Below are 20,932 nucleotides of genomic sequence, written 5' to 3'. Positions count from 1 at the left end.
TTATTCTCCAGCATAATAAGTGGGCGCAGGTGGGTTGAGTTTCTTTGGCTCATGTCTTTCTGCATAATCTTTTAAATCTCGTCTTAAAGCCGTGAATACGTTCATTGAAACGACAAATAGCACACCGCAAAATACCAATAGAACAAGCGTGATGGCAGTCCACTGCTTGCGCGCAGGAAACGATTCAAATAAGGGAACGGTGGCAGGCTGAATAACTTCCAGTGGGTAGTTGGCACGGGCGTTAATAAGCGATTCAACAGCAAGTTGCGTTTCTAACAGCCTGAAAATAGACCGTTGAATTTCAGAATTTTTTATCTCGCTAAGACGTTGCTCTAAATAGCGTCTTCTATTCGTGATTTCTTCAAGGTCGAGCGAGCGTAAGTACTCGTTGAACGATCTCACAAAAGCATTCGCTAGCCTTGCGGAAAATTCGGGCGACTCAGAGGTCAAACGGATGTTGAGTAAATCGGTCTTTTTGTCGGTAAAAACATATAACGAATCAGTTTTGAATTTCTTAACTGCTTCTCGCATATCGGGCTCAAAGTCGTTGGTCCATTCATTGGTATCGGCATTCCAATTTTCTTTATATAAATACTGAAGCAAATCCTGCTCTACGATAAACGCGCTTATATACCCAAACGAATCCATTCTTGCTAATAGCCTTTCTCGCTCATTAGCTTGAATACCGTCGATGATAAAGTCATATTCTAGGACGCCAATAGTATTCGCACCTCGATAATTATTGGGTTGAACACCACCGGGGTCTTCGCTGATATTAATCGCAACGGTAGCCTGAGCAGAATACTTGTTGTTAAGTAATAACGATAAACCAAATACAATTCCGGCACCCACGATTGCAACAAGCGCAATACGAAACTTGTAGCGTAAGAGTTGGTAAGTAAATTTAAGCAACAATTCGTATTCTGCGACATGCTGTGTTGTATCGTTTCGGTTTGACATAAGTGGCTCCCGCTTAATTAAGCAAGTTGGCTAGCATTGCAGTTGAAATGATATTTTTGTAAAGAATATCTACCCACTTTTCTGCTGACTCTCTTCCGTTGATACGGTCAACGCTTAGCGGCACAAATATCGTTGAGCCAGGCGTGACTTTTACGTTCGCTGGAGACTTAAACCACCCCCACGTGTTCGCTCGGACTGACATGACTTCACCGTTGGCTTGAACAATATAAGCATGTTCGTACTTCGCAAGTTCTTTAATTCCGCCGCTAAGACCGATGTAATCCAACGCAGCGCGGTCTGAACGATACTTGTGCGAGGTGGGAAAATAGACTTGCCCAATCACACTGATATCATCTTGATACTTAGGAACAATAATACGATCGCCATTTTCAAGCACAATGTCAGACGCTTCATCGCACTGTGTCACCGCACTATTAACATCGACCACCATTCGGCCCACCGCTTTTTCCGGAGCCATTTTTTTGAGCACGTCATAGATGTCTTTTGCGCGTTGATCTTTTGGCATTTTCTCATCTTTATTCACACCTTGTGATATGTGAGAGTCGGCAAGTAAACGCTCTAATTGGTCGAACATTCTATCGAGCGCTTGTTGCTCTTTCGCTCGAACACTGTCACGAAGGAAAACGGTACCAAAAAGGTAAGCATCTTCGGTAAACCCCCCCACTTTTTGCATTAGTGAACACAGGGTTTCTCGCTTATCAATGCGATACTTTCCAGGAAACGTAATCTCACCCTCTATCTGGACGAATTTAGGCGTTTGTACCCATTCTGGTTTTGTGCGCAGTATGAGGTGATCGTTTGGATGTAGAATAAGGTCGGTTGTATCTAATAGCGCGTTAGTTTTGTTTAGGCTGATTGCTCTTGAGTCAGTGCGGCTAAACTCACTGTCCATTAACACTTGGCGCGATAATGTAGCGGCAAGTCCGTATGTTTCTTCTTTCATACCGCCTGCAGCTTCGATTAAGTCTTCAACCCTCATGCCCGCCACCATAGGGTAAGCACCGGGGTGAAACACCGACCCACTTACATTGACAACAGGCACCTGTTGACCAAATCGCGTCTCGCGCTTTATCCGCTCAAGAGGGGTTTTAATTAAGCTGGCACGGTCAATATCTTTATTGAACAAATACACTTTATCTTTAGGTTGTAGAACGGGGTTATGATCGTGATGATTATTGAGTGCTTGGTTTAACGAAACCTTTACGAAATAGAGGCGATCGGTGCGTAAATCAGTACGCGCCAATAGCGCATAATTTAGATCTACATCTGCTTCTAATCCCCCAGCATACTCAACCATATCGAGAAGACGCGTGCCTGCATGCAGCGGGTAGCTACCAGGGTGTGGAACCGCACCTTTTACATCAATCACCTTAGCAGGAGCGGTTGCAGTGGCCTCATTCATCATTCTTGATACCATTTTGGATAGCTGACCGGCTCTTGGCGAATGGGTATCAAAGATGATTACCTGATCTCTAGGGTGAAGCGCTATATTGTCACTTGAGTCTGTATCGGTAATGGCGTTGTATAAGTTAAAGTAGATTGCTTCTGTACGTTTCTCGTCACGGTTCTCACGTTGGATTACCGCAGCGTTAAATTCTGCGCCTTGTCTAAGTACATTCCTAGATTGAATTAGGTCTGACACTTTCATGCCTTTAAACCACTGAAAGCCACCTGGTGTTAATACATGGCCAGAAAGTAAAATTACGTCATCCATTTTGTTTAAAACGGGGAATACTCTAATTAAATCACCATTTTTAACGTTTAGGTTCTTTCCGTTTTGATCGAAATTCGCTTGCATCAGCGTGTAAGTACCGCTTTGCGATACCCGTTCAATTTGCGCATTTTGTGTGTTGGCTGTTGGCAGAAGACCGCCTGCTAGCGCAAGAATTTGTTCAACGGTTTTTTCTTTTGCCACTTCATAAATGGCGGGTCTAAGAATTTCCCCTGCAATACCAATGGTTGAGCCAACCGGCGGAACAAAAATAAGGTCACCTTGGCGCAGGTAAATATTAGCGCTGTCGTCGCCCTTTAAAAGCAACGCATAAAGGTCAAATGTTGCAACCAGCTTACCTTGTCGTTTTACTTGGATGTTGCGTAAAGAACCAGAGCGTTTTATGCCACCGCTAGACGACAGTGCGTTTATCAAAGTAGAAAACCCACTCACCGAATAACTACCAGGCTTCGCCACTTCGCCCACAAGCATTATTTGAATAGAGCGAAATTCTGATAGTGTCACAAGGGTTCTAATGCCAATACGCTTGGTTTCTATTGCCTCTGATATTGCCATTTTCGCTTCTTCAAAGGTTAAACCGCTTACCGTCACTGCACCGGCGTCAGGAATAAGAAGATGCCCATCTCTTGTAACCGTTAAATTATACTGCACGTTCGTTGCCGCAAAAGCTTGAACCGCAAACGTGTCTCCTGGACCAATGATGTAGTCATAAGGCACAGGCATGTCGGAGATTGGCGCGAAGGTATTTGAAATACCCGCGAACATATCGTACCCGTATTGTTCAAGCGTACTTTGTACACGTTGTTGCTGAATCTCTTCTTCAAGCGTCACTGGGCGAAGTGACGCTGCCACGTTTTGTTCCAATTGTGACGGTGCAATATCTACCGCATTCTCATCGGGTTGAATTGTCACTTGAAAGCTTGGCTTATCAAGCGTCGCCTCGCTAGTTTGAGCCGATACAATCGCATCTCGGCGCTGCTTGTCTTCTAACGTTGCTACGCCCATTCTTTCAACCTGCGCCATGCTAACGTTACATGCGGCGCTGACAAGCAATGAACCGATGGTCAATATTTTCATTAATTTCATGGTTTACTGCTCCGTTAGTAATGGCTAGGGAATCGCGGACATCCGCTGTAATCAACAAGCTTATCTGGTCGCGTAGAAGGGCAGCGATCTTGATAATCGTAGATGCCGTCATTGTCACTATCAGAAGGCCCCTTGTATAAAACGGTCTCGACAAAATTAGCCATGTTGCTAGGTTGCGCAATTTTATCGACAGCATAAGAGAAGCCGCAGCTATCAGCACTTTCTAAACGACTGCGCGACATTTTGTTACCTACTCCTATGGTGTAAAAGCAAAGCCCTGAATAGCTCTTTGGCCATGCCACCGATGTCGAGTTAGGTACGACAACATGCGCATTAGCATTGAATGTTACGCGTTGGCGCATGCGCATCACTGCGTTTTCAACAGATTCGTCGATTTGCGCCCAGTCAGTGACCAAAACTACTGCTGATGGTCCGGGCAAGTTACCAACCAGTTCAGAAACAAAATCTAGTGCAAGTGATAACGACTGCACTTCGATATGTTGCGAGGCTCTGTAATCCCCTAAAGATTGTACTAACTGATGAGGGTAGTGCGGTTTGATGCTTAGTCTTGCATCAAGCGGTGCATAAAGTTGAAGGGTAGGCGAATCGTTATACGTAATAATTGTGCTACTAAATGCTTGGTCAGGCATGGTCTTTACAAAACGTCTAATGACTTCTCTTGCATAGTAACGTTTATCTAAGCCTCGAAATGTATCGTTTAATGCTGAGCTTTGGTCTGCCACCAACACAATATGCGCAACACGAGGTTTTAACTTTAGTTGTGTTACCCGGGCGTCAATGGCCATCGGGTTGAAGATATGTACAGATTGGTTGTGCAAGCGCGTATCGTATTCGCTTACTTCAGTCATATTGTCGTGCGCAGGGACATGCATCAGGTCCTCAGTCACCATGCAAGCGCAGAGACTTGTAATAAGTACTAGCGAGAAAACTACCTTTATGCAGTACTGAAATCTCATTGTTTTCGCCCCTTTCCAGATGTAAACGTTTGTCACAACGTTGTTTGCTTCTGTCTAGATACAGCAAGAACTAAACCTCTTTTAATAAAACATCGATTTTAGTTAACCGCTATTTTGTAAATTATTGATATGTATTATCTATTTATTATAAAAATGTTTTGTTTTTTCATTTGAAAATCGATTTTTCTATTTTGCAAAGCGAGAAAATAAGCCCTTTTCCTATTTTGCTTTTGGATATTTGCATATTGCTAATAATCGCATTTTCAAAATGACAGATTTGGCTGTGAAAATTTCTTGAGGCCAGTATATTCAAGGGATAGAGCGTGTTTAATGTCGTTGGCATAGTTCTAGCAATAGCCTTAGCAACCGCTGTTTTAAATAAGAATGAGGTGTGTTGTGCCAGACGTGTTTATCTTAGGTTTTACAAAATGTGCAACGACGAGTTTGTATAACCAGCTAATGCAACATGCCGATGTTGCAAAAACGAAGCGTAAAGAGCCTCACTATCACTTTTCGAAAGTCATGGGCGCGCAATTTTGTGGTGTCGCTGATAACGACACAGTGAGTCAAATGTTTGTGACTGACGAAACGCGTTACAACGAATTGTATTCACCCAATAAGATATCTATCGATGGATCGGCAATGTCTATTGAGCATCCCGAGGTGTTAAAAGGTATTCATGCTCAGTACCCAAACGCTAAGCACATTATCATGCTGAGAAACCCAATTGATAGAGCATTTTCAGCCTATGCGCATCTCGTTCGCGATGCTCGAGAAAGGCTTACGTTTAAAGAAGCCATTGATCATGAGTTACAGGGTAAGCGCAGCGAGTACTTACCAATATGGCGCAATATTCAGTCAAGCCGTTTTGTCGAGGCCACGCAGTTTGCTCGTGCATTACTGGGAGATAATTTGATGGTAATAAATTATCACGACTACGCAAAAAATAACCAGCGAGTGATGGATGAAGTGGCGTCGTTTATTGGCTTGAGCAAGATGGCATGGACACAAGATTTCGCGAATCGCTCTGGTGTTCCGCGGTCAAAAACATTTCAAAAAGTACTGATGCGGCAGTCGGTAGCGAAAACCTTGTTTGTAAGTTTATTTCCAGACCGCTTTGTTACTTCATTGAAGCGTGCGCTGGTAGAACGTAATACCGGCAAAAAACCAGAACTTACACCGGAAGACAGAGCGTACTTCTCAACGCTTATTGCTGATGAACAAAACAAAATATTACCGAATACGCCAGATTCACAACTATTGCATTCGCTGTATCAGTTATGAATGAAGAAAAGCAAGTAACAATCGTACCTCATATTCTGTTCACGATGTTTATTCTTGAACTGATCTTCTTGATGGTAAAAAAGGTTAATCTTGCTTTATACGGTCCATTCGATTTGTTCGAAAAGCTGTTTCCCATTATCGCTATCGGTTTGTTAGTAACGGTTATTAAGCCCAAACTTAACGCGCAGTGGTGGGCAGCAACTGCTTTTTACATCGGATATTTGCTTTACGGCATACTCATATCTCTAGCTAATCAAAAAGGTATGAAAATCATTTTGGTGCAGCTTTACCACGAGCTAAAGTTTTTCCCTATGCTCATGCTTTTTTCAGTCGTGCGTTGTGACGAAATATGGACAAAACGCACCCTAAAAGTGATTAAGCCTCTTATCGTTATTTGCATCGTGCTTATTGTATTTCAGGCGGGCGCGCCAGGCGCATATGATGCCGTATTCAAAAGCGGCGGGCATTTCGAACCCGGCCATATTGGTGGGCGTTTAGTGCCTCGTTTCGTCGGGTGGTTTTGGCACCCGGGGCAATCTGCACTGTTTTTTACTATTGCTGCTGTGCTTATCAGTGTCGAGTACCGAAGAGGCAACCTTCGCTACGGACATACCCTCACGTTTTTATGCATTTTTTTTGTACTGTGTTCCATTCAGCGCCTAGAACTGATGCTGTTGTTGATGGCGTTAACCGCGCTAAAAGTGCAGCGAGTATTTAACATCGATTATCGATTTATGTTGTCACTCATCGTATTTGCTTTTTTTACATGGATGTTCAGCTACTTAAGCGTAGATCAAAACAATGTATGGCACATATTAGAAAACTTTGAGTCACCACGAGTCATCTTCTTGGTGGAATCGGTTTTTGTGTTATTTGAAAGTAACTTTTGGGGCGGTGGCTGGGGCACTATTGGTAGCCATGCCGCGGCAGATGTTGCCAATGTTTACGAATACAACGCCATGAAAGACCTCTGGTGGATTAAGTTAGGTCAGTACTTTTACGACACCTACTGGCCGCATGTTATCGGCGAAACAGGGCTTCCAGGGTACTTTCTTTTGCTGTTGTCTATGACCTTTATGGTGTGTGCGTTGAAGCGCCCAGAGGCTAGCTTATTGTTATTTTTACTATTACTAACCAGTGCGTTGTCATCAAACGCACAATCACTCTACCACTTAACCATTTTTGGTTGGTTCATCACCCTATTTGAGAGTAAAGCGAGCGGGTGGCGAACAAGACAAAATCAACCAGTCTTGAGCGTATAACAGGCTCTAGTAGGAGAATAATCATGAACAATGATTCGCAACGTAACGGTATTGCAATTGTAGGCACAAGGGCTAGAGGCGGTATTCACGCAGTGATTGAAAACCATATTCAAGCCGGCGTATATGACGATTATCAGCGCTATTTAATCGTGTCTCATGACGATGGAAGCATGTTTCACCGCTTCTATGTCTACGTTATGGCGTTAATTACACTCATAAACCTATTGTGCAAACGCAAAATAGCAGTGTGCCACTTACATGGCTCGCATAAAGGCAGTATCTACAGAAAGGCGCTTTTTATCTTTGTGTGCCGTCTGTTTAATTGCAAGGTGATATTTCATTTGCATGGTTCCGTGTTTGCGCGTGTCTATGACAGTGCCGGTGGCTTTTACAAAGGGTTGGTGCAATACGTACTAAATAAAGCAGACAGCGTGTTTGTACTCTCTGATTACTGGGCGCAGTATGTAGGTTCGATTTCAAATAATGCGGATATCCGCGTAATAAACAACTTCCCATCTCCAGTATTCGAAAATCTTTTTGACGACAGGCGCTTTGCACATCGTGACAACATTAAACTGCTTTTTTTAGGGTTTATTGGTCAGCGAAAGGGTATTTATGATTTGGTAGAAGCGGTTGATTTGCTTAAAGCGCAAGGGGTAACAGGCTTTAAAATCACGGTAGGCGGAAACGGAGAAATAGAGCAGTTAAAAGCGGTTATCAAAGAAAGGCAATTATCAGCCTATTTTGACGTGATTGGATGGGTGACAGGCGAACAAAAATATCAGTTGATGAAAGACTCTGATTTACTTCTTTTACCTTCGCATAATGAAGGGCTGCCTATCGCTATTCTTGAAGCCATGTCTGCGGGTCTATCGGTATTAAGCACAACGGTAGGAGGTATTCCAGAAGCTATTCCCGATGATTCTTCAGGTCTTCTTATTGAACCGGGCGATCATAAAGCGCTCGCTGAAGCGATAACTAAGTATATTGAATGTGACGGTCTGATCGAACTAACCGCTAAAAATGCACGCAAGCGTTACGATGCAGCTTATTCATCAACGGCGAATTTAAGTGTGATTAAAGACGTGCTAAATAGTCTCGTAATGCAAGGCAAGTCAGTATAGTGGCGATACGGTCATGCGATAAAGCACCCTCTATGCTGCCCACAGTGTCGGTGATTATCGCAGCGTATAATGCGCAAAATACAATAGCGATAGCCATCGAGTCAGCATTAGTCCAAGAGCGGTGCAAGATAGAAGTCATTGTGGTGGACGACTGTTCTACGGATGAAACGTTCGCCATTGCGTCGTCGTACGTTAATAAAGATGAAAGCGTAAAAGTGTTACGTACACCGCAAAACGCGGGGCCGAGCACGGCAAGAAACATTGCAATAAAGGCTGCTTGCAGTGAATGGTTAGCGGTATTAGATGCTGATGACTATTTTGCGCCGGACAGACTGGCAGCATTGCTTACTGTCGCGGCCCGCGAGGGTGCGGACATGGTCGTCGATAGCTATGAAATATGTCATACACAAGGGCAGTCATCGGGTATTTCACGTTTTACCAATCTATGTGCACCTAACGGTGTGCTCCCGATTAAGGCCGCCGACTTTATAAAGCTAGGCCTCGGTTCTACTAAGCCTGTTTTCAAACGCTCGTTACTGTGTGACACCACGTTGTTATTTAACGAAACAGTAAACAGTGGAGAAGATTTGTTGCTGTACGCTCAAATTTTGTTACGCAACCCAACATGTCAATTTTCAAATCAACCCAAATATTTCAGAACAGAGCATTCAGAATCCTTATCGAGGCGAGATCGCGTCGCCTTTCTTCAGGAGTTAATTGGTATTTTTGAGTTGCTCAAAGTAAACGTACTCTGTGCTGCACACCCAGACAACGATATACTCAATGCAATAACCTTTCGTAAAAAAGTCAATGAAGATGCACTGGTCGCTGCGCGTTGGAGACTGTTTCTAGCGAACAGAAAGCTACCTGACTTTTGTACGGTAGTAAGCCTACACAAATTGATTCGCCATATTTGGTGTAAAAAAATGCGCTTTGCTTATAGCGAGCGTTGTTAAGCCTGTACAGGCACTTTGCATTCTGCATATTAGCCGCTTTTTCCTACTTTGCATTCTGCAAAAACATATTTCGATATCGCAATTATTTTACGCAAAGCTCTGATAAATAGGAGTTATTTATTATTGGCTCGTGCCTTGCAGATACTCATATAGTTTCCAGTACGTTAATGACTTTACTTAACGTCACCCTCTGAGGCATTACCATGAAAAAGAAGAAAGTGTTAGCAGTTGCGTCCCAAGGTGGGCATTTAATTCAATTATTAAGACTAAAGCCAGTCTTCGACCAATTTGAAACCACGTATGTTTCTAATCAGTATCGCGAGGAGATGGGAACGAACTTTCGTCATGTCATCGATGCTAATGGTGATGAAAAGCTAAAGCTTATCGCTTTATTTTTTCAAATGAGCTGGGTAATGATAATCAACCGCCCCGACGTGGTTATTTCCAGTGGTGCCGCACCGGGTTTTTTTGCGGTGATGTTAGGTAAGTTGATGGGCGCAAAAACAATTTGGGTAGACAGTATCGCCAATGCCGAAGAACTTTCGCTGTCGGGTAAAAAAGCGGGTACGTTTGCCGATTTATGGTTAACACAATGGCCTAACTTGGCTGAGCCAACAGGCCCTACGTTTTGTGGGAGGGTTCTATGATTTTTCTTACCGTTGGTACGCAGCTCCCATTTGACCGGTTTATTCGGTTAGTCGATTTATGGGCCGAGAGAAACCCAAGTGTCGAGATTTATGCACAAATAGGGAAAGGCGAGTATCTCCCCGAGCATATGAAGTATTGCCGTTTTTTAGATGAAAAGGCGTATAAGGAACAATTTGATAGTGCGTCTATCGTACTTGCGCATGCTGCTATGGGGTCGGTCATTACATCACTTATCGCCTCGAAACCTATTATCGTATTCCCACGAATAGCGGCGTTAGGTGAGCATCGAAATGAACATCAACTCGCAACGAGCAGAAACCTAGAAAGTTTTGATGGCTGCTACGTTACCTATGATAAAAACGAGCTTTTTACGTCGCTTGATAATGTCACAAGTTTACGAGGTGGAACATTAGCGCCTTATGCCAACCCAGATTTATTAAAAAGTATAGAAACGTTTATATTGGCTGAAGCGTAACATGGTGCTTATGGATAAAGTCCTTAATTGGAGACTGTACCTTACTGAGCCGCATATGAGAGAGATGCTCTTGGGCAGTGCTGCCGCGCTTACTGTTAAGGTGCTAGCTGCGTTAAGCTTGTTTGCAATGAATGTGGTGATAACGCGAACGGTTGGGGCCTCTGAAGCCGGGCTGTTTTTTCTTGGTTTTACTCTTATAACAATCGTAGCAACGGTGGGACGGGTAGGCTTAGACCAAGCTGTTGTAAAGTTTGTTGCCACAGCGTACGCCAGTGACGCGTTTGGTTTACTCCACGCGGTTTACCGAAAAGCGGTGAGTTGGACCTTATGTGTCACCGCGCTTGCTGCGCTGGTATTATGGATGAATGCCGAACCGATAGCGGATGCTATCTTTAGTATTGAGGGCTTTGGTCCCGTTTTGCATAATATGATCATTGCCGCACCGTTTATTGCCGTTTACATCATTCATGCTCAAGCGTTACAGGGCTTAAAACGAATCTCTAAATCAATGCTGATTTCTAGCGTGTGTTTACCTACCATTATACTCGTCGCTATTTTGATATTTCCGGTGACCACAGCTAACGAACTCAGTAACTATTTCGTCATCGCCAGCATGATAACGGTTGTTATAGGGGGGCTGTTTTGGATGCAGTCTGCTCCGCGCTCAACGCTAATCAGTTCAACCAATACACGTGAGAATACGACTTTCTCTGCCTCTTTATTACGCAAAACCTGTATGCCACTATGGACCGTTGCCATTGTTCATCAAGTCATTCAGTGGTCATCTCAATTAATGTTAGGCGTGTGGGAAGATGCGCAAGCTATTGCTTTCTTTGCCACCGCACAACGAACCGCCATGCTGACAAGCTTTATTCTTTTTGCCGTAAACAGCATTGCAGCCCCCAAATTTGCGGTTATGTACCACGCTGGCGATCATGACGGCCTTAAACGACTAGCACTCTTGTCGGTGAAAATGATGATGGTAGTGGCCGTACCGACCACCTTATTCATACTTATTTTTCCAGAATGGTTAATGCGTATGTTTGGCGATGAGTTTGTCGCCGCATCTACAGTATTAATGATTTTAGCGTTGGGGCAGTTTGTGAATATCGCTACAGGGTCTGTGGGGTATCTTCTCAGCATGACCGGCAATGAAGTCAAAGTCAGAGATAACATGTTAATCAGCGGAGCATTGACCGTTATTCTGGGCGTGGCACTCATTCCAGCTTTTGGTGTGATTGGTGCCGCTGTTGCATATGCATGTGGGGTTTCGTCGCAAAATTTGCTTTGTGTATACCAAGTTAATAAGCAGCTCGGCTTCAACACGTTACTTTTTTGGAAGGCCTGACGGTAACATGGCACCGGTTTATCACTACCTTCAGTATGGTGTTTGAAACAATGTGCTATACACATTCTTTGCTGCGTTTTATGTAAGAGCGCGTATTATCTAATGCTTCGCTAGACATAAAAGTACACCAAAAAGGACAGATGACTATGGTACGTTGGGGAGTAATAGGGTGCGGAGGCATCGCGTCGATGTTTATGAGCAGTATGAAGGCGGCCGAGGGAGGACACGTGCTAGCGTGTGCATCCAGAGATTGCTCGCGAGCAGAACAATTCGCGTCAGCCCATAACATAAAAACCGCATACAGCGATTACAATGCGCTAATGGTTAACCCTGACATTGATGCAATTTATATTGCCACCACACACAACGCCCATTATGAAAACGTGAGGGCCTGCTTACAAGCCGGCAAACATGTGCTGTGTGAAAAACCGATTACCGTAAACGCACTGCAAGCAGAACGCCTTTATTCACTGGCACGAGACAATAACGTACTGTTAGTGGAAGCGGTATGGACACGTTTTTTACCCGCTATTACGGCGCTGAAAGAAGCGCTTACACGCGGCGTTATAGGTGAAGTAGTCAGCTTAAACGCTACGTTTGCAATAACCGGTGATTTCTCAAATTCTCACCGACTTAAGCATTTAGCAACCGCCGGTGGGTCGCTGCTTGATTTAGGCATTTACCCTATCACCATGGCGTATATCGTATTTGGCGAAGCCCCATCAACTATCAAAAGCTCAGTGGTAATTGGCGATACCGGTGTGGACGAACGTGCATTTATATTGCTTGATTACCCGCAAAATAGGCATGCACACCTTACGTGCTCGTTTAGTCACCATTTACCCACGGAAGCAATAATTGGCGGCTCTTTAGGGTTTATTCGTGTGCCAAACTTTTTAGGGGCCAAATCGTTCAGTATTCATAAAAGCGGACACACTGCTGAAACGTTCGAATATCCTTTCTCAGATGATCAAAACTTCACACCAGAAATTGAGGCATTTCACCGCGACATCGCAAACCAGCGAATAGAGAGCCTACAGTTAAGCGCGAAAGAGTCAGTGTCGGTAATGGCAACAATGGACACGTTAAGGGCGCAGTGGGGGCTTCAGTATGCCTCTGACATTGAAGCCTTGTAAGCGCTCATGCCGAGCTGCCTAAAGCTAAGGTAATATAACGCTACGTAACGCGCACTTACGAAAGTGCGCATGCCGCTTTAATTTCTGCATCGATTGCTTTTACGTCGGTAAGTTGCTGATATAAGGTGTTAATCGGTGCCTCTTCGATAAGCCCCATGATTGTTCCTAACACGAACCCCCTATGAACGTTATCGCCCCCCACATTGGTATTCGCAATGAGTGCTTTTTCTGCACTATCGATATAGCGGTATGCAAAATACAGCACACTTGGCCAAGAGTCTGAAATGTAGCAAGCAGAAGAAAACTGACGGCCAACAACTTCGATATCGCTTTTTTGTTTCGCCACTAATGAAGCAAGAGACAGCCGAGCTGAGCGCTTGGCAATATCGCTTACTATGTCTTGTGCTGATTCACTGCTGCGATGCAGTAATCGATAAAGCAATTCGACATAAAAGTCACATATTGTTGCTAGTTCATCACTTGGGTGTGTAAGTGCCAGGTGATGTCTAGATACAGCCTGTATTTTTTCTAACGTTTCCCCGTTCAGTGCGCTAATCAATGCCAGCGGCCCAATGGTAACAAGGCCGCCCACCGAAGCCGTATCGTGAGTAACCGCGCTGCATTGATGGGCGGGCTTTCCTTCGACTAAGTTGGCGAAAAAACCCCTGTGGTATGACTCTGCGTACGTATCGGGGTGAACGGGTTGTTCAGCACACATCAATGCAATATACGCGTTTAAAAAATCATCGCGTTCGTAACCGTTCGATACACAGCGTAATACAACACGAGCACAATGCGCATTAAGGGTATTTTCTCCAGCTTTCATACCTTGATGATAATGTTGATTTGCTCCCGTCCAAAACTGACGTTTCCCTTTTAAGATAACGTCTCCTACGATGTCTGTTTTGCTGGTATTAGAAGACGCAGCGCGCCCGCCTTGACGGGTTGAATGAAGCGACATAATAGACGAGGGATGGAAGGCTGGCGCGTCTTCAAATTGCGCAATACCACCAGTAAATGCCTTGTAAATATCGGCAGGGTTATAATACCAATGGACAGGCATTGCGAGTGCATCTGCAATAAAGGCATTTTTGATTGCCGCGCTCACACGCGCGCTAAGTTGATGTGACGTTATCGCTGCCAAGGTTAACTCCCGTGAACGCGCACTCAGTGACTATTCTTCAAAGATAGAGCACGACTGATAAGTAATATCTCAATACGTAAGGTAACGGGAGATTGATCGCAAGGTGTTATCAAAAACGTTCTGCTCGCACCTTGCGGTCATTTGTCAGTGAACCACAGAGGGGCAGGCCACTTCTTTTGGCGATAATGTGGGTTTTTTGTCATCGTTTAAATTTCCTGCATCTTCAGCAAGCGCTGTCATGGCATCGATTATGTCAAGAAATGTAGAAAGCTGTTGAGGAGTAAGCCCATCCGATAAGTTCTCGATTTTACTGATAAGTTGTTTTGTAGGTAAGCGCATAGCGTCAAATTCTCGTTGTTCTAAATCGGTATGGCTACTACTTACAAATTGCTTGCCAAGTTTTCATTGTCTACATAGTCGCGCTTAATTACTGCTGCGACGGGTAAAAAAACAGTGACTTTTTTGAGGAGGGGAAGTGATGGCGCAATATGCATTTGCCTTTGCGCCACATGGTATTCGATGTTGGTTGTATCTCGAGTTATTTCATTTCTTGCACGATCACGCCCGTGTGGTCGGCCAACCGTTTAATTAACGACTCCCCCATGGCTGCCGCGGGAGTCCAAAAACCACCCGGCAGGTCAGGGATTTCTTTGGCTAGGCACAGCGCTGCCTGCGATAACATTTTAGCCGTACTTCCATAGCCGGGGTCTTTATCGCCGGTAACTTGCACTACTTGCGTTTGGCCATTTTCCAACATCGCATAGAATCGCATGTCGAACATGCCATTTTCCTGCTCGCTTGGGCTTGGGCCTTCACCAGGTTTTGGTAACACATAGTTTGCAAGGAAGTTCCTCATTGGAGAGAAACTCGCTGCGCCGACAAATGCACCTAAGCCTAATGTTGTTATCCATGCAGTGCTTGCCGTTTTACTCGACATGGCTTCGTCGTACTTAAAGTCTTTCCCATACCGTTCATTAAGCAGCAGGTTACTACGGTGAACAATACGCTCGTTAATCGCTGCCATTACGAATGGCATTGTCCAAATCTCTAATGTTGAGTCGTATTCCGCTTTTTTGTGGTTTTTCTGACGAAGATGAAAGGGGTGGTTATCGCCACATAGCATGTAAGGGTTAACTAACAGCTTTCGTAAACTGGGGTTGTCGCTTGCCTCTTTTAGTACATTAAGCATGCTTGCAATGGTGCCACCTGACGCACCACCTTTAAGTTTATAAACCCGCATTTTTATCTGCGAGGCTGGCTTTCCTGTTTTCTCAATAGCGAGGCGCTGAGATAAGTACACGCCTAGGTCTGAGGGAATGGAATCAAAGCCTGAACTGTTAATGATGCGAGCACCTGATACTTTAGCTTGTGCTTCATACTTATCAAGCATGCTTTTAATCCACTGAGGCTCTCCGGTTAGGTCACAATAGTCAGTTCCCGTTTGAGCGCACACTTTAACAAGCGTTTCACCAAAAAGCGCATAGGGGCCGACAGTAGAGATAATAACGCGTGTTTTTTCACACAAATCGGTAAGTGCGGCTTCGTCACTGGCATCTGCGACAAAGTAGGGTAAATCAGTGAGGCTATGCTCAGCTTTCAATACCTGAAGTTTTTGTTCGTCCCGCCCCGCAATGGCCCATGAAAACTCGCCTTTAGGGAGGCTAGCTAAATAGCTAACCATAATTTTACCGACAAACGATGTCGCGCCATACAACACAATATCAAACGTTTCTGGTTGCTCGTTGTTCTGCATAATTTTCTTATATTGGGATGGGTAAACCGGATAGCTTTACTGTGCACTAAAACCTAGTGCCGCACAACATTATCACAACGCAGCGCCCGCCCACGGCTTATAGCAAGGGTAATAGGTGGCGATAATGTGTGACCATTAGGCTGTTAGTTTCTCGATACGATTTTTATTTCGGCCATAGTGTTGAGCAGGTGCACGTGATGGGCGCGTGGTGGACAATGCGTTTTCAACGTTGATAGCAGTGAGGCTTGTTGCGTCGCCAGTGTCATGGAGAGAACCATCGTTTAAGGGCGTGTTATGGGCTAAAAAATGCGCGCCAGCCTGCTGACCCAGTTTGTAGTCATTTCGAAGCTGAGCGTCACTGCTCCCTAATAACTTGCTTTGAAGTTTTTTGGGTGCAAAGACTTGTATGATTTCAATACCCTCTGGCGGATTTTCAATAAATGCCAGTTCTTTTCGGTAGGCGAGCTCATGTTGAATTAAGTAGTCTATCGTTTTAGGGCAATGGCCTGTTGAACACATCACGGCACTTATTTTCTGCAACCAAGGAGATTGTGCTTGAAAGCCCTCATCTACTGTTCTTATAACCACAATTTTGGTTGCACCTCGGCGATAGGCTTCGGTAACAGGGAGTGGTGCCGCAAGCCCACCGTCTAAATAAAAATCAGTATTTGCTGCTTCTTGGGTATCTACCTGTGTCGTTAATTTTACCCCGTGCTTATAGAGCAGCGGAAGCGCACTAGAGGCTTTTATTAAATCTACCCAGCTGTGTTCACTTGTCATCGGGTTCAAGTAATACGCTTTTCTATCTCGCACATTGGTAGCGGTGAAAAGCACTTCCCTTTCACCAATATTCGCTTTAGCAGCATCAAGATTAAGCAAGCGCTTGGCTTCTTGTGTTTTATCAAAATACCAATCTAGGTCAACAATGTGTTTTCCCATCAAGCCTCTGCCCATTTGGAAAAACCGCTTATGCCTGGTTAGCCCGCGAATTAAGCGTTTTGCATAACCTTTTTGGCGTGCAACAAAGCTCGTTAAGTTTTGGGAACCCGCTGAAGTACCAATTAAAAGATCGAAGGGGTCATGCCCGTTTTCTAGCCATGTGTCTAACACCCCTGCGGTAAAAATGCCGCGTTGCCCACCGCCTTCTGCTACAAGCGCTACTTTTCCTTGATTGACGTTGTGAAGTGCTAAAGCGTTATTAACGTCTTGAGCGGCAATGGGTTGAGCTAACATGTGATTTCTCTTCAAATGAATGATTGTTGACTAGATGGTCAAAGCATAGTGGGTTAGCGCAAGCGGCGAAAATTGAAAGAATGAATCGCGTTGATAGGAAAATCGCTAATTAAACAAAGCAACGCGGGCAGTGCAGTTAACCATCAGCGCAATAACATAGCGATGTCCGCTTTTTTTACCGGACAGTTAAAGGTGTCCGCAGCGGACACTTTTTAACGGCATATTTAAATAAAGTGCAATTAAATCAGTATTATATGTTTTGGCATGTAACTGGTATAGCTAAGTAGGTTAATGTCGCTTTACGTTGATTCTCCAGCCCGATGTGAGCTGAGTAAAGCACCCTATTTTAGTGAGGAATAACCCAGTGATAATGCTAATACACCACTTTTGCCTTCCTATATTCGTGCTCGTCTTCGGTGTGGTTTTAGCAAACATCGAAGCACCGTTATGCAAGGACACACAATGATTCAAGATACAAGCAAACAAGATAACGCGGTGGTAAAGGTAAAGCGCGGTAAGAAGCAGTTGCTTTCTGTCAGCGCAGTTATTGCTGCATGCATCATTGGTTACTTTTCAATCACGATACCAGACGCTGATCTATCCATCGCAAAAGATGGGCTTAATATACATACGGTGTCGAAAGGCGATTTAGTGAGAGACATCATAAGCACTGGAAAGATTATCGCGGCGAATGCACCTCAAGTATATAGCCCTCAACAAGGCTATGTGATGCTCAATGTAATGGCAGGTGATTTTATAGAAGCAGATGACGTTATCGCCGTGGTGAATTCTCCGGAATTAAAAAGCAAGCTTAATCAGGAAAAGTTGGTATTAGCGAGTTTGCAAAGCGATCTTGCCAGACAAGAACTTGATGTGAGACGCCAAACGCTATTGCTCAATAAGCAAGCTGACCTAGCAAAAGTTGAGCTAAATGCGGCCATACGTGAAGACAGACGCGCGGCACTGTCTATTAAAAATCACCTTATTAGCCAAATAGATTTTGAGAAAGCGCAGGACGATCTTGCGCGCGCTACCGTTACGCATAAGCATGCCATCGGAGAGATAGACCTTGCTGCCGATACACTCGCATTTGAACTGAAGACCAGTGAAGACAAAGTGGCGCGACAAGCGCTGATTGTTGATGAGTTGACAAGGCAAATGGCCAATTTAGAAATAAAGGCCAGCGTAAGTGGCATAGTAGGTAACGTCCTTATTCAACCCAATGCATTGGTAGAAAAAAATGCCCTTTTGATGACATTAGTCGATCTGTCAGCGTACGAGGTGCAATTGAGTGTCGCTGAAAGCTACGCAGGAGAGCTTGGTATGGGGATGGATGTAGAGCTAACCATGGGCGGGCAGACGATTCTTGGCACACTGGTGTCTATATCTCCTGAGGTTGTCGACAGACAAGTCACTGCGCGCGTACGTTTCCCAGAGAACAGTGTGCAATCTATTCGTCAAAATCAACAGGTCTCTGCCCGCATCTTGTTAGAAAATAAATCAAATATATTAAAAGTTGCTCGCGGCAGCTTTCTGCAAGCCGGAGGGCATACGGCTTATGTCGTTCGCGGTGATATCGCCGAGAAGGTAGCTATCGAGATTGGCGCCACGAGCATACGAGAAGTCGAAGTACTTCGTGGGCTTCAAGAAGGCGACAGAATCATTACGTCGAGCTATGAAAAATTCAAGCAAGCGCCTTCGGTGCTTCTACGTTAAAACAAGGAATATCAACATGTTGAAAATGCATAATATCAGCAAAGTGTATCAAACGGACAGTGTTCAAACTCATGCTTTAAGAGATTTTTCATTAGATGTCAAAGAGGGTGAATTTATCGCTGTTACCGGCCCTTCAGGCTCGGGAAAAACCACGTTCTTAAATATGGCGGGGTTACTTGAGCCTTTCACTTCGGGCAGTTATACGTTGGACGGAATAGACGTAGGAGGGTTATCTGATAACCAGCGAGCCGACCTACGTAATCAAAAAATTGGGTATATTTTTCAGGGGTTTAACCTAATACCTGATTTAAATGTTTTTGAGAATGTAGAAGTGCCACTGCGCTATCGCGGCGTACCATCAAAAGAACGCAAACGCAAAATTGACGAATGTCTTGAGCAAGTGGGTCTTGCCAGTCGAGCGAAGCACCTTCCACAGCAGCTTTCAGGGGGACAGCAGCAGCGTGTTGCAATAGCTCGCGCCCTCGCAGGAAGCCCGCGATTCTTACTGGCCGATGAGCCTACGGGGAATTTAGATAGCGTCATGGCGCGCCAGGTTATGGAGCTGCTTGAAGAAATTAATCGCAATGGCGCCACTATTGTAATGGTAACGCATGATCCAGAGCTAGCGCGTCGTGCTCCTCGCACTATACAAGTAGTCGATGGACAACTGGCCGATTTTACCTTGTATCAAGGCAAGCCTGACGACAGGCCTACCGACAAGACTGAGCCTGTCGTAAAAGGGGTCATATAACATGCTTTTACATTACATAGATTTGAGTTGGCGAAGCATACGGAATACGCCCGTTATTAGCTTTCTCATGGTATTTGCGATAGCAATAGGCATTGGGATTACGATGACGAGCTTGTCGGTTTATCACATGATGTCAATGGATCCTATTCCACATAAAAGTGGCAAAATTCACTATCCTCAACTGCAGATTATGGATGAGGGGAGTGAATGGCATTCAAGCGATAACATGCCGTCACAGTTAACCTATAGAGACGCTACCAATTTATACAACGCTGATATCGATGTGTTAAGTACCCCCAGTTTTAGAAGCGGCTTTTCGGTTCACTTAAATTCCATTGATGTAAAGCCACGTATGGAACCTGCCAGGTTAGTGAACAAGGAGTTCTTCGATATATTTGAACGCACATTTATATACGGACAAGCATGGACTCGGGATGACCAGAAAAATAGGCCCTATGTGGTGGTGTTATCAAAAGAAATTAACGACCGATTTTTTAACGGCGAGAACTCGGTAGGTAAAGAGATTTTTTTAGATAACAAAAGCTATCGTATTGTCGGTGTAACACAAGATTGGGAACACCATGTTAAATACTATGACTTGAACAATGGCAGTTTTAATTCACCCGAGTCGCTTTATATCCCTTTTGCAATTGCGCCGCTGGAAGAGATTGGCTCGTGGGGAAATATCAATGGTTGGAAACAGCAAGTCATGCGTGGCTATCAAGATTTACTTACTTCTGAAAGCGTTTGGACGCAGTTTTGGGTGCAATTAAACACTGAAAAAGAAAAGGAAGCGTACGGTCAATTTTTGATGGCGTATATGGAAGACCAAAAAGAGCAAGGTCGTTTTCAACGCGACCAACTGCAATACGGTTTGCGTAACGTCAACGAGTGGATGGAGTATAACGAAGTCGTCTCTGAGGACAATCGCATTTTGGTTGCTTTAAGCTTTATGTTTTTAATGGTCTGTGTTGCAAATATTCTTGGTTTGCTACTTGCTAAGTTCTTGAAACGTGCACCAGAGGTAGGAGTGAGGCGGGCGCTAGGTGCCAGTAAACGCCATATTTTTCTTCAGCACATTGTAGAAGTGTCAGTTATTGGTATCGCAGGTGGAATGCTGGGCATCATCATTGCTCAACTAGGGTTGTGGGGTATTCGCACGACCAATGGCTATTATGCTGATTTAGCAACCATGGACTGGTCTATGTTGCTTGCTGCCCCGGTAATTTCTTTGTTGGCAAGCTTCATCGCAGGGTTGTATCCCGCATGGCTAGTATGTAAAACACAACCTGCCATTTACCTTAAGAGCCAATAGGAGCGACTACT

At 44.5% G+C, this 20,932-nt stretch carries 18 protein-coding genes; 11 read left to right on the top strand and 7 right to left on the bottom strand.

The genetic code is table 11. From position 1 onward, the window contains the following. The 3 genes from ACOJRU_RS14180 to ACOJRU_RS14170 are packed head-to-tail and all read right to left on the bottom strand — an operon-like array spanning nucleotide 1 to nucleotide 4,692. Complete coding sequence (locus ACOJRU_RS14180; RefSeq protein ID WP_421132390.1) at nucleotides 1-960, bottom strand: hypothetical protein; 960 nt, start codon at nucleotides 958-960, stop codon at nucleotides 1-3. 13 nt (nucleotides 961-973) lie between these two features. Then, the gene (locus ACOJRU_RS14175; protein WP_421132389.1) at nucleotides 974-3,799 is read right to left on the bottom strand and encodes an SLBB domain-containing protein; all 2,826 of its coding nucleotides are present in this window, start codon (nucleotides 3,797-3,799) and stop codon (nucleotides 974-976) included. A gap of 14 nt (nucleotides 3,800-3,813) precedes the next feature. Next, nucleotides 3,814-4,692 (bottom strand): hypothetical protein, encoded by an 879-nt coding sequence (locus ACOJRU_RS14170; RefSeq protein ID WP_421132388.1) that lies wholly within the window; start codon nucleotides 4,690-4,692, stop codon nucleotides 3,814-3,816. Nucleotides 4,693-5,172: 480 nt separating this feature from the next. On the opposite strand from ACOJRU_RS14170, the gene ACOJRU_RS14165 reads away from it, so the two are divergent. The 8 genes from ACOJRU_RS14165 to ACOJRU_RS14130 all read left to right on the top strand — a co-directional run bounded on the left by ACOJRU_RS14165 (nucleotide 5,173) and on the right by ACOJRU_RS14130 (nucleotide 13,009). Continuing rightward, entirely contained in the window at nucleotides 5,173-6,060 is an 888-nt protein-coding gene (locus ACOJRU_RS14165) for a sulfotransferase family protein (protein ID WP_421132387.1), read from the top strand. After that, nucleotides 6,057-7,322 (top strand): hypothetical protein, encoded by a 1,266-nt coding sequence (locus ACOJRU_RS14160; RefSeq protein ID WP_421132386.1) that lies wholly within the window; start codon nucleotides 6,057-6,059, stop codon nucleotides 7,320-7,322. Before ACOJRU_RS14165 ends, ACOJRU_RS14160 begins: the two co-directional genes overlap by 4 nt. A gap of 23 nt (nucleotides 7,323-7,345) precedes the next feature. Further along, nucleotides 7,346-8,446, top strand: a complete 1,101-nt coding sequence (locus ACOJRU_RS14155; protein WP_421132385.1) for a glycosyltransferase family 4 protein — start codon at nucleotides 7,346-7,348, stop codon at nucleotides 8,444-8,446. Continuing rightward, a complete protein-coding gene (locus tag ACOJRU_RS14150) occupies nucleotides 8,446-9,402 on the top strand; it encodes a glycosyltransferase family 2 protein (RefSeq protein ID WP_421132384.1) in 957 nt (318 codons plus the stop codon). The genes ACOJRU_RS14155 and ACOJRU_RS14150 overlap by 1 nt, the downstream gene beginning before the upstream one ends. A 203-nt stretch (nucleotides 9,403-9,605) precedes the next feature. Further along, nucleotides 9,606-10,049, top strand: coding sequence for a hypothetical protein (locus tag ACOJRU_RS14145; RefSeq protein ID WP_421132383.1), 444 nt, complete (start codon nucleotides 9,606-9,608; stop codon nucleotides 10,047-10,049). Then, nucleotides 10,046-10,525, top strand: a complete 480-nt coding sequence (locus tag ACOJRU_RS14140) for a glycosyltransferase (protein WP_421132382.1) — start codon at nucleotides 10,046-10,048, stop codon at nucleotides 10,523-10,525. Before ACOJRU_RS14145 ends, ACOJRU_RS14140 begins: the two co-directional genes overlap by 4 nt. Before the next feature lie 55 nt (nucleotides 10,526-10,580). Beyond that, nucleotides 10,581-11,873, top strand: a complete 1,293-nt coding sequence (locus ACOJRU_RS14135; RefSeq protein ID WP_421132381.1) for an MATE family efflux transporter — start codon at nucleotides 10,581-10,583, stop codon at nucleotides 11,871-11,873. Nucleotides 11,874-12,019: 146 nt separating this feature from the next. Then, on the top strand, nucleotides 12,020-13,009 hold the full coding sequence (locus tag ACOJRU_RS14130; RefSeq protein WP_421132380.1) for a Gfo/Idh/MocA family protein: 990 nt from the start codon (nucleotides 12,020-12,022) through the stop codon (nucleotides 13,007-13,009). Between the two features lie 55 nt (nucleotides 13,010-13,064). Here ACOJRU_RS14130 and ACOJRU_RS14125 read toward each other — a convergent pair whose 3' ends face one another. From ACOJRU_RS14125 to ACOJRU_RS14110, 4 genes are all read right to left on the bottom strand, one after another. Next, nucleotides 13,065-14,144, bottom strand: a complete 1,080-nt coding sequence (locus tag ACOJRU_RS14125) for an ADP-ribosylglycohydrolase family protein (protein ID WP_421134777.1) — start codon at nucleotides 14,142-14,144, stop codon at nucleotides 13,065-13,067. Nucleotides 14,145-14,297: 153 nt separating this feature from the next. After that, a complete protein-coding gene (locus ACOJRU_RS14120) occupies nucleotides 14,298-14,492 on the bottom strand; it encodes a hypothetical protein (protein ID WP_421132379.1) in 195 nt (64 codons plus the stop codon). A gap of 199 nt (nucleotides 14,493-14,691) precedes the next feature. Beyond that, the gene (locus ACOJRU_RS14115) at nucleotides 14,692-15,906 is read right to left on the bottom strand and encodes a saccharopine dehydrogenase family protein (RefSeq protein WP_421132378.1); all 1,215 of its coding nucleotides are present in this window, start codon (nucleotides 15,904-15,906) and stop codon (nucleotides 14,692-14,694) included. Nucleotides 15,907-16,041: 135 nt separating this feature from the next. Then, nucleotides 16,042-17,139, bottom strand: coding sequence for a patatin-like phospholipase family protein (locus ACOJRU_RS14110; protein ID WP_421132377.1), 1,098 nt, complete (start codon nucleotides 17,137-17,139; stop codon nucleotides 16,042-16,044). Nucleotides 17,140-17,601: 462 nt separating this feature from the next. On the opposite strand from ACOJRU_RS14110, the gene ACOJRU_RS14105 reads away from it, so the two are divergent. From ACOJRU_RS14105 to ACOJRU_RS14095, 3 genes are read left to right on the top strand one after another with little or no spacing between them, the layout of a single operon-like run. Then, nucleotides 17,602-18,855 carry an efflux RND transporter periplasmic adaptor subunit gene (locus ACOJRU_RS14105; protein WP_421132376.1) on the top strand — a complete coding sequence of 418 codons (1,254 nt, stop codon included), beginning with the start codon at nucleotides 17,602-17,604 and terminating at the stop codon, nucleotides 18,853-18,855. 16 nt (nucleotides 18,856-18,871) lie between these two features. Then, the gene (locus tag ACOJRU_RS14100; RefSeq protein WP_421132375.1) at nucleotides 18,872-19,606 is read left to right on the top strand and encodes an ABC transporter ATP-binding protein; all 735 of its coding nucleotides are present in this window, start codon (nucleotides 18,872-18,874) and stop codon (nucleotides 19,604-19,606) included. Between the two features lies 1 nt (nucleotide 19,607). Continuing rightward, nucleotides 19,608-20,921 carry an ABC transporter permease gene (locus ACOJRU_RS14095; protein ID WP_421132374.1) on the top strand — a complete coding sequence of 438 codons (1,314 nt, stop codon included), beginning with the start codon at nucleotides 19,608-19,610 and terminating at the stop codon, nucleotides 20,919-20,921. Nucleotides 20,922-20,932 lie beyond the last annotated feature (11 nt).

Origin of the sequence: Alteromonas algae, assembly GCF_049117195.1 — a bacterium.
Taxonomy (GTDB): domain Bacteria; phylum Pseudomonadota; class Gammaproteobacteria; order Enterobacterales; family Alteromonadaceae; genus Alteromonas.
The sequence above is the reverse complement of the archived record's forward strand: the minus strand, read 5'-3'. Positions and strand labels throughout refer to the sequence as shown.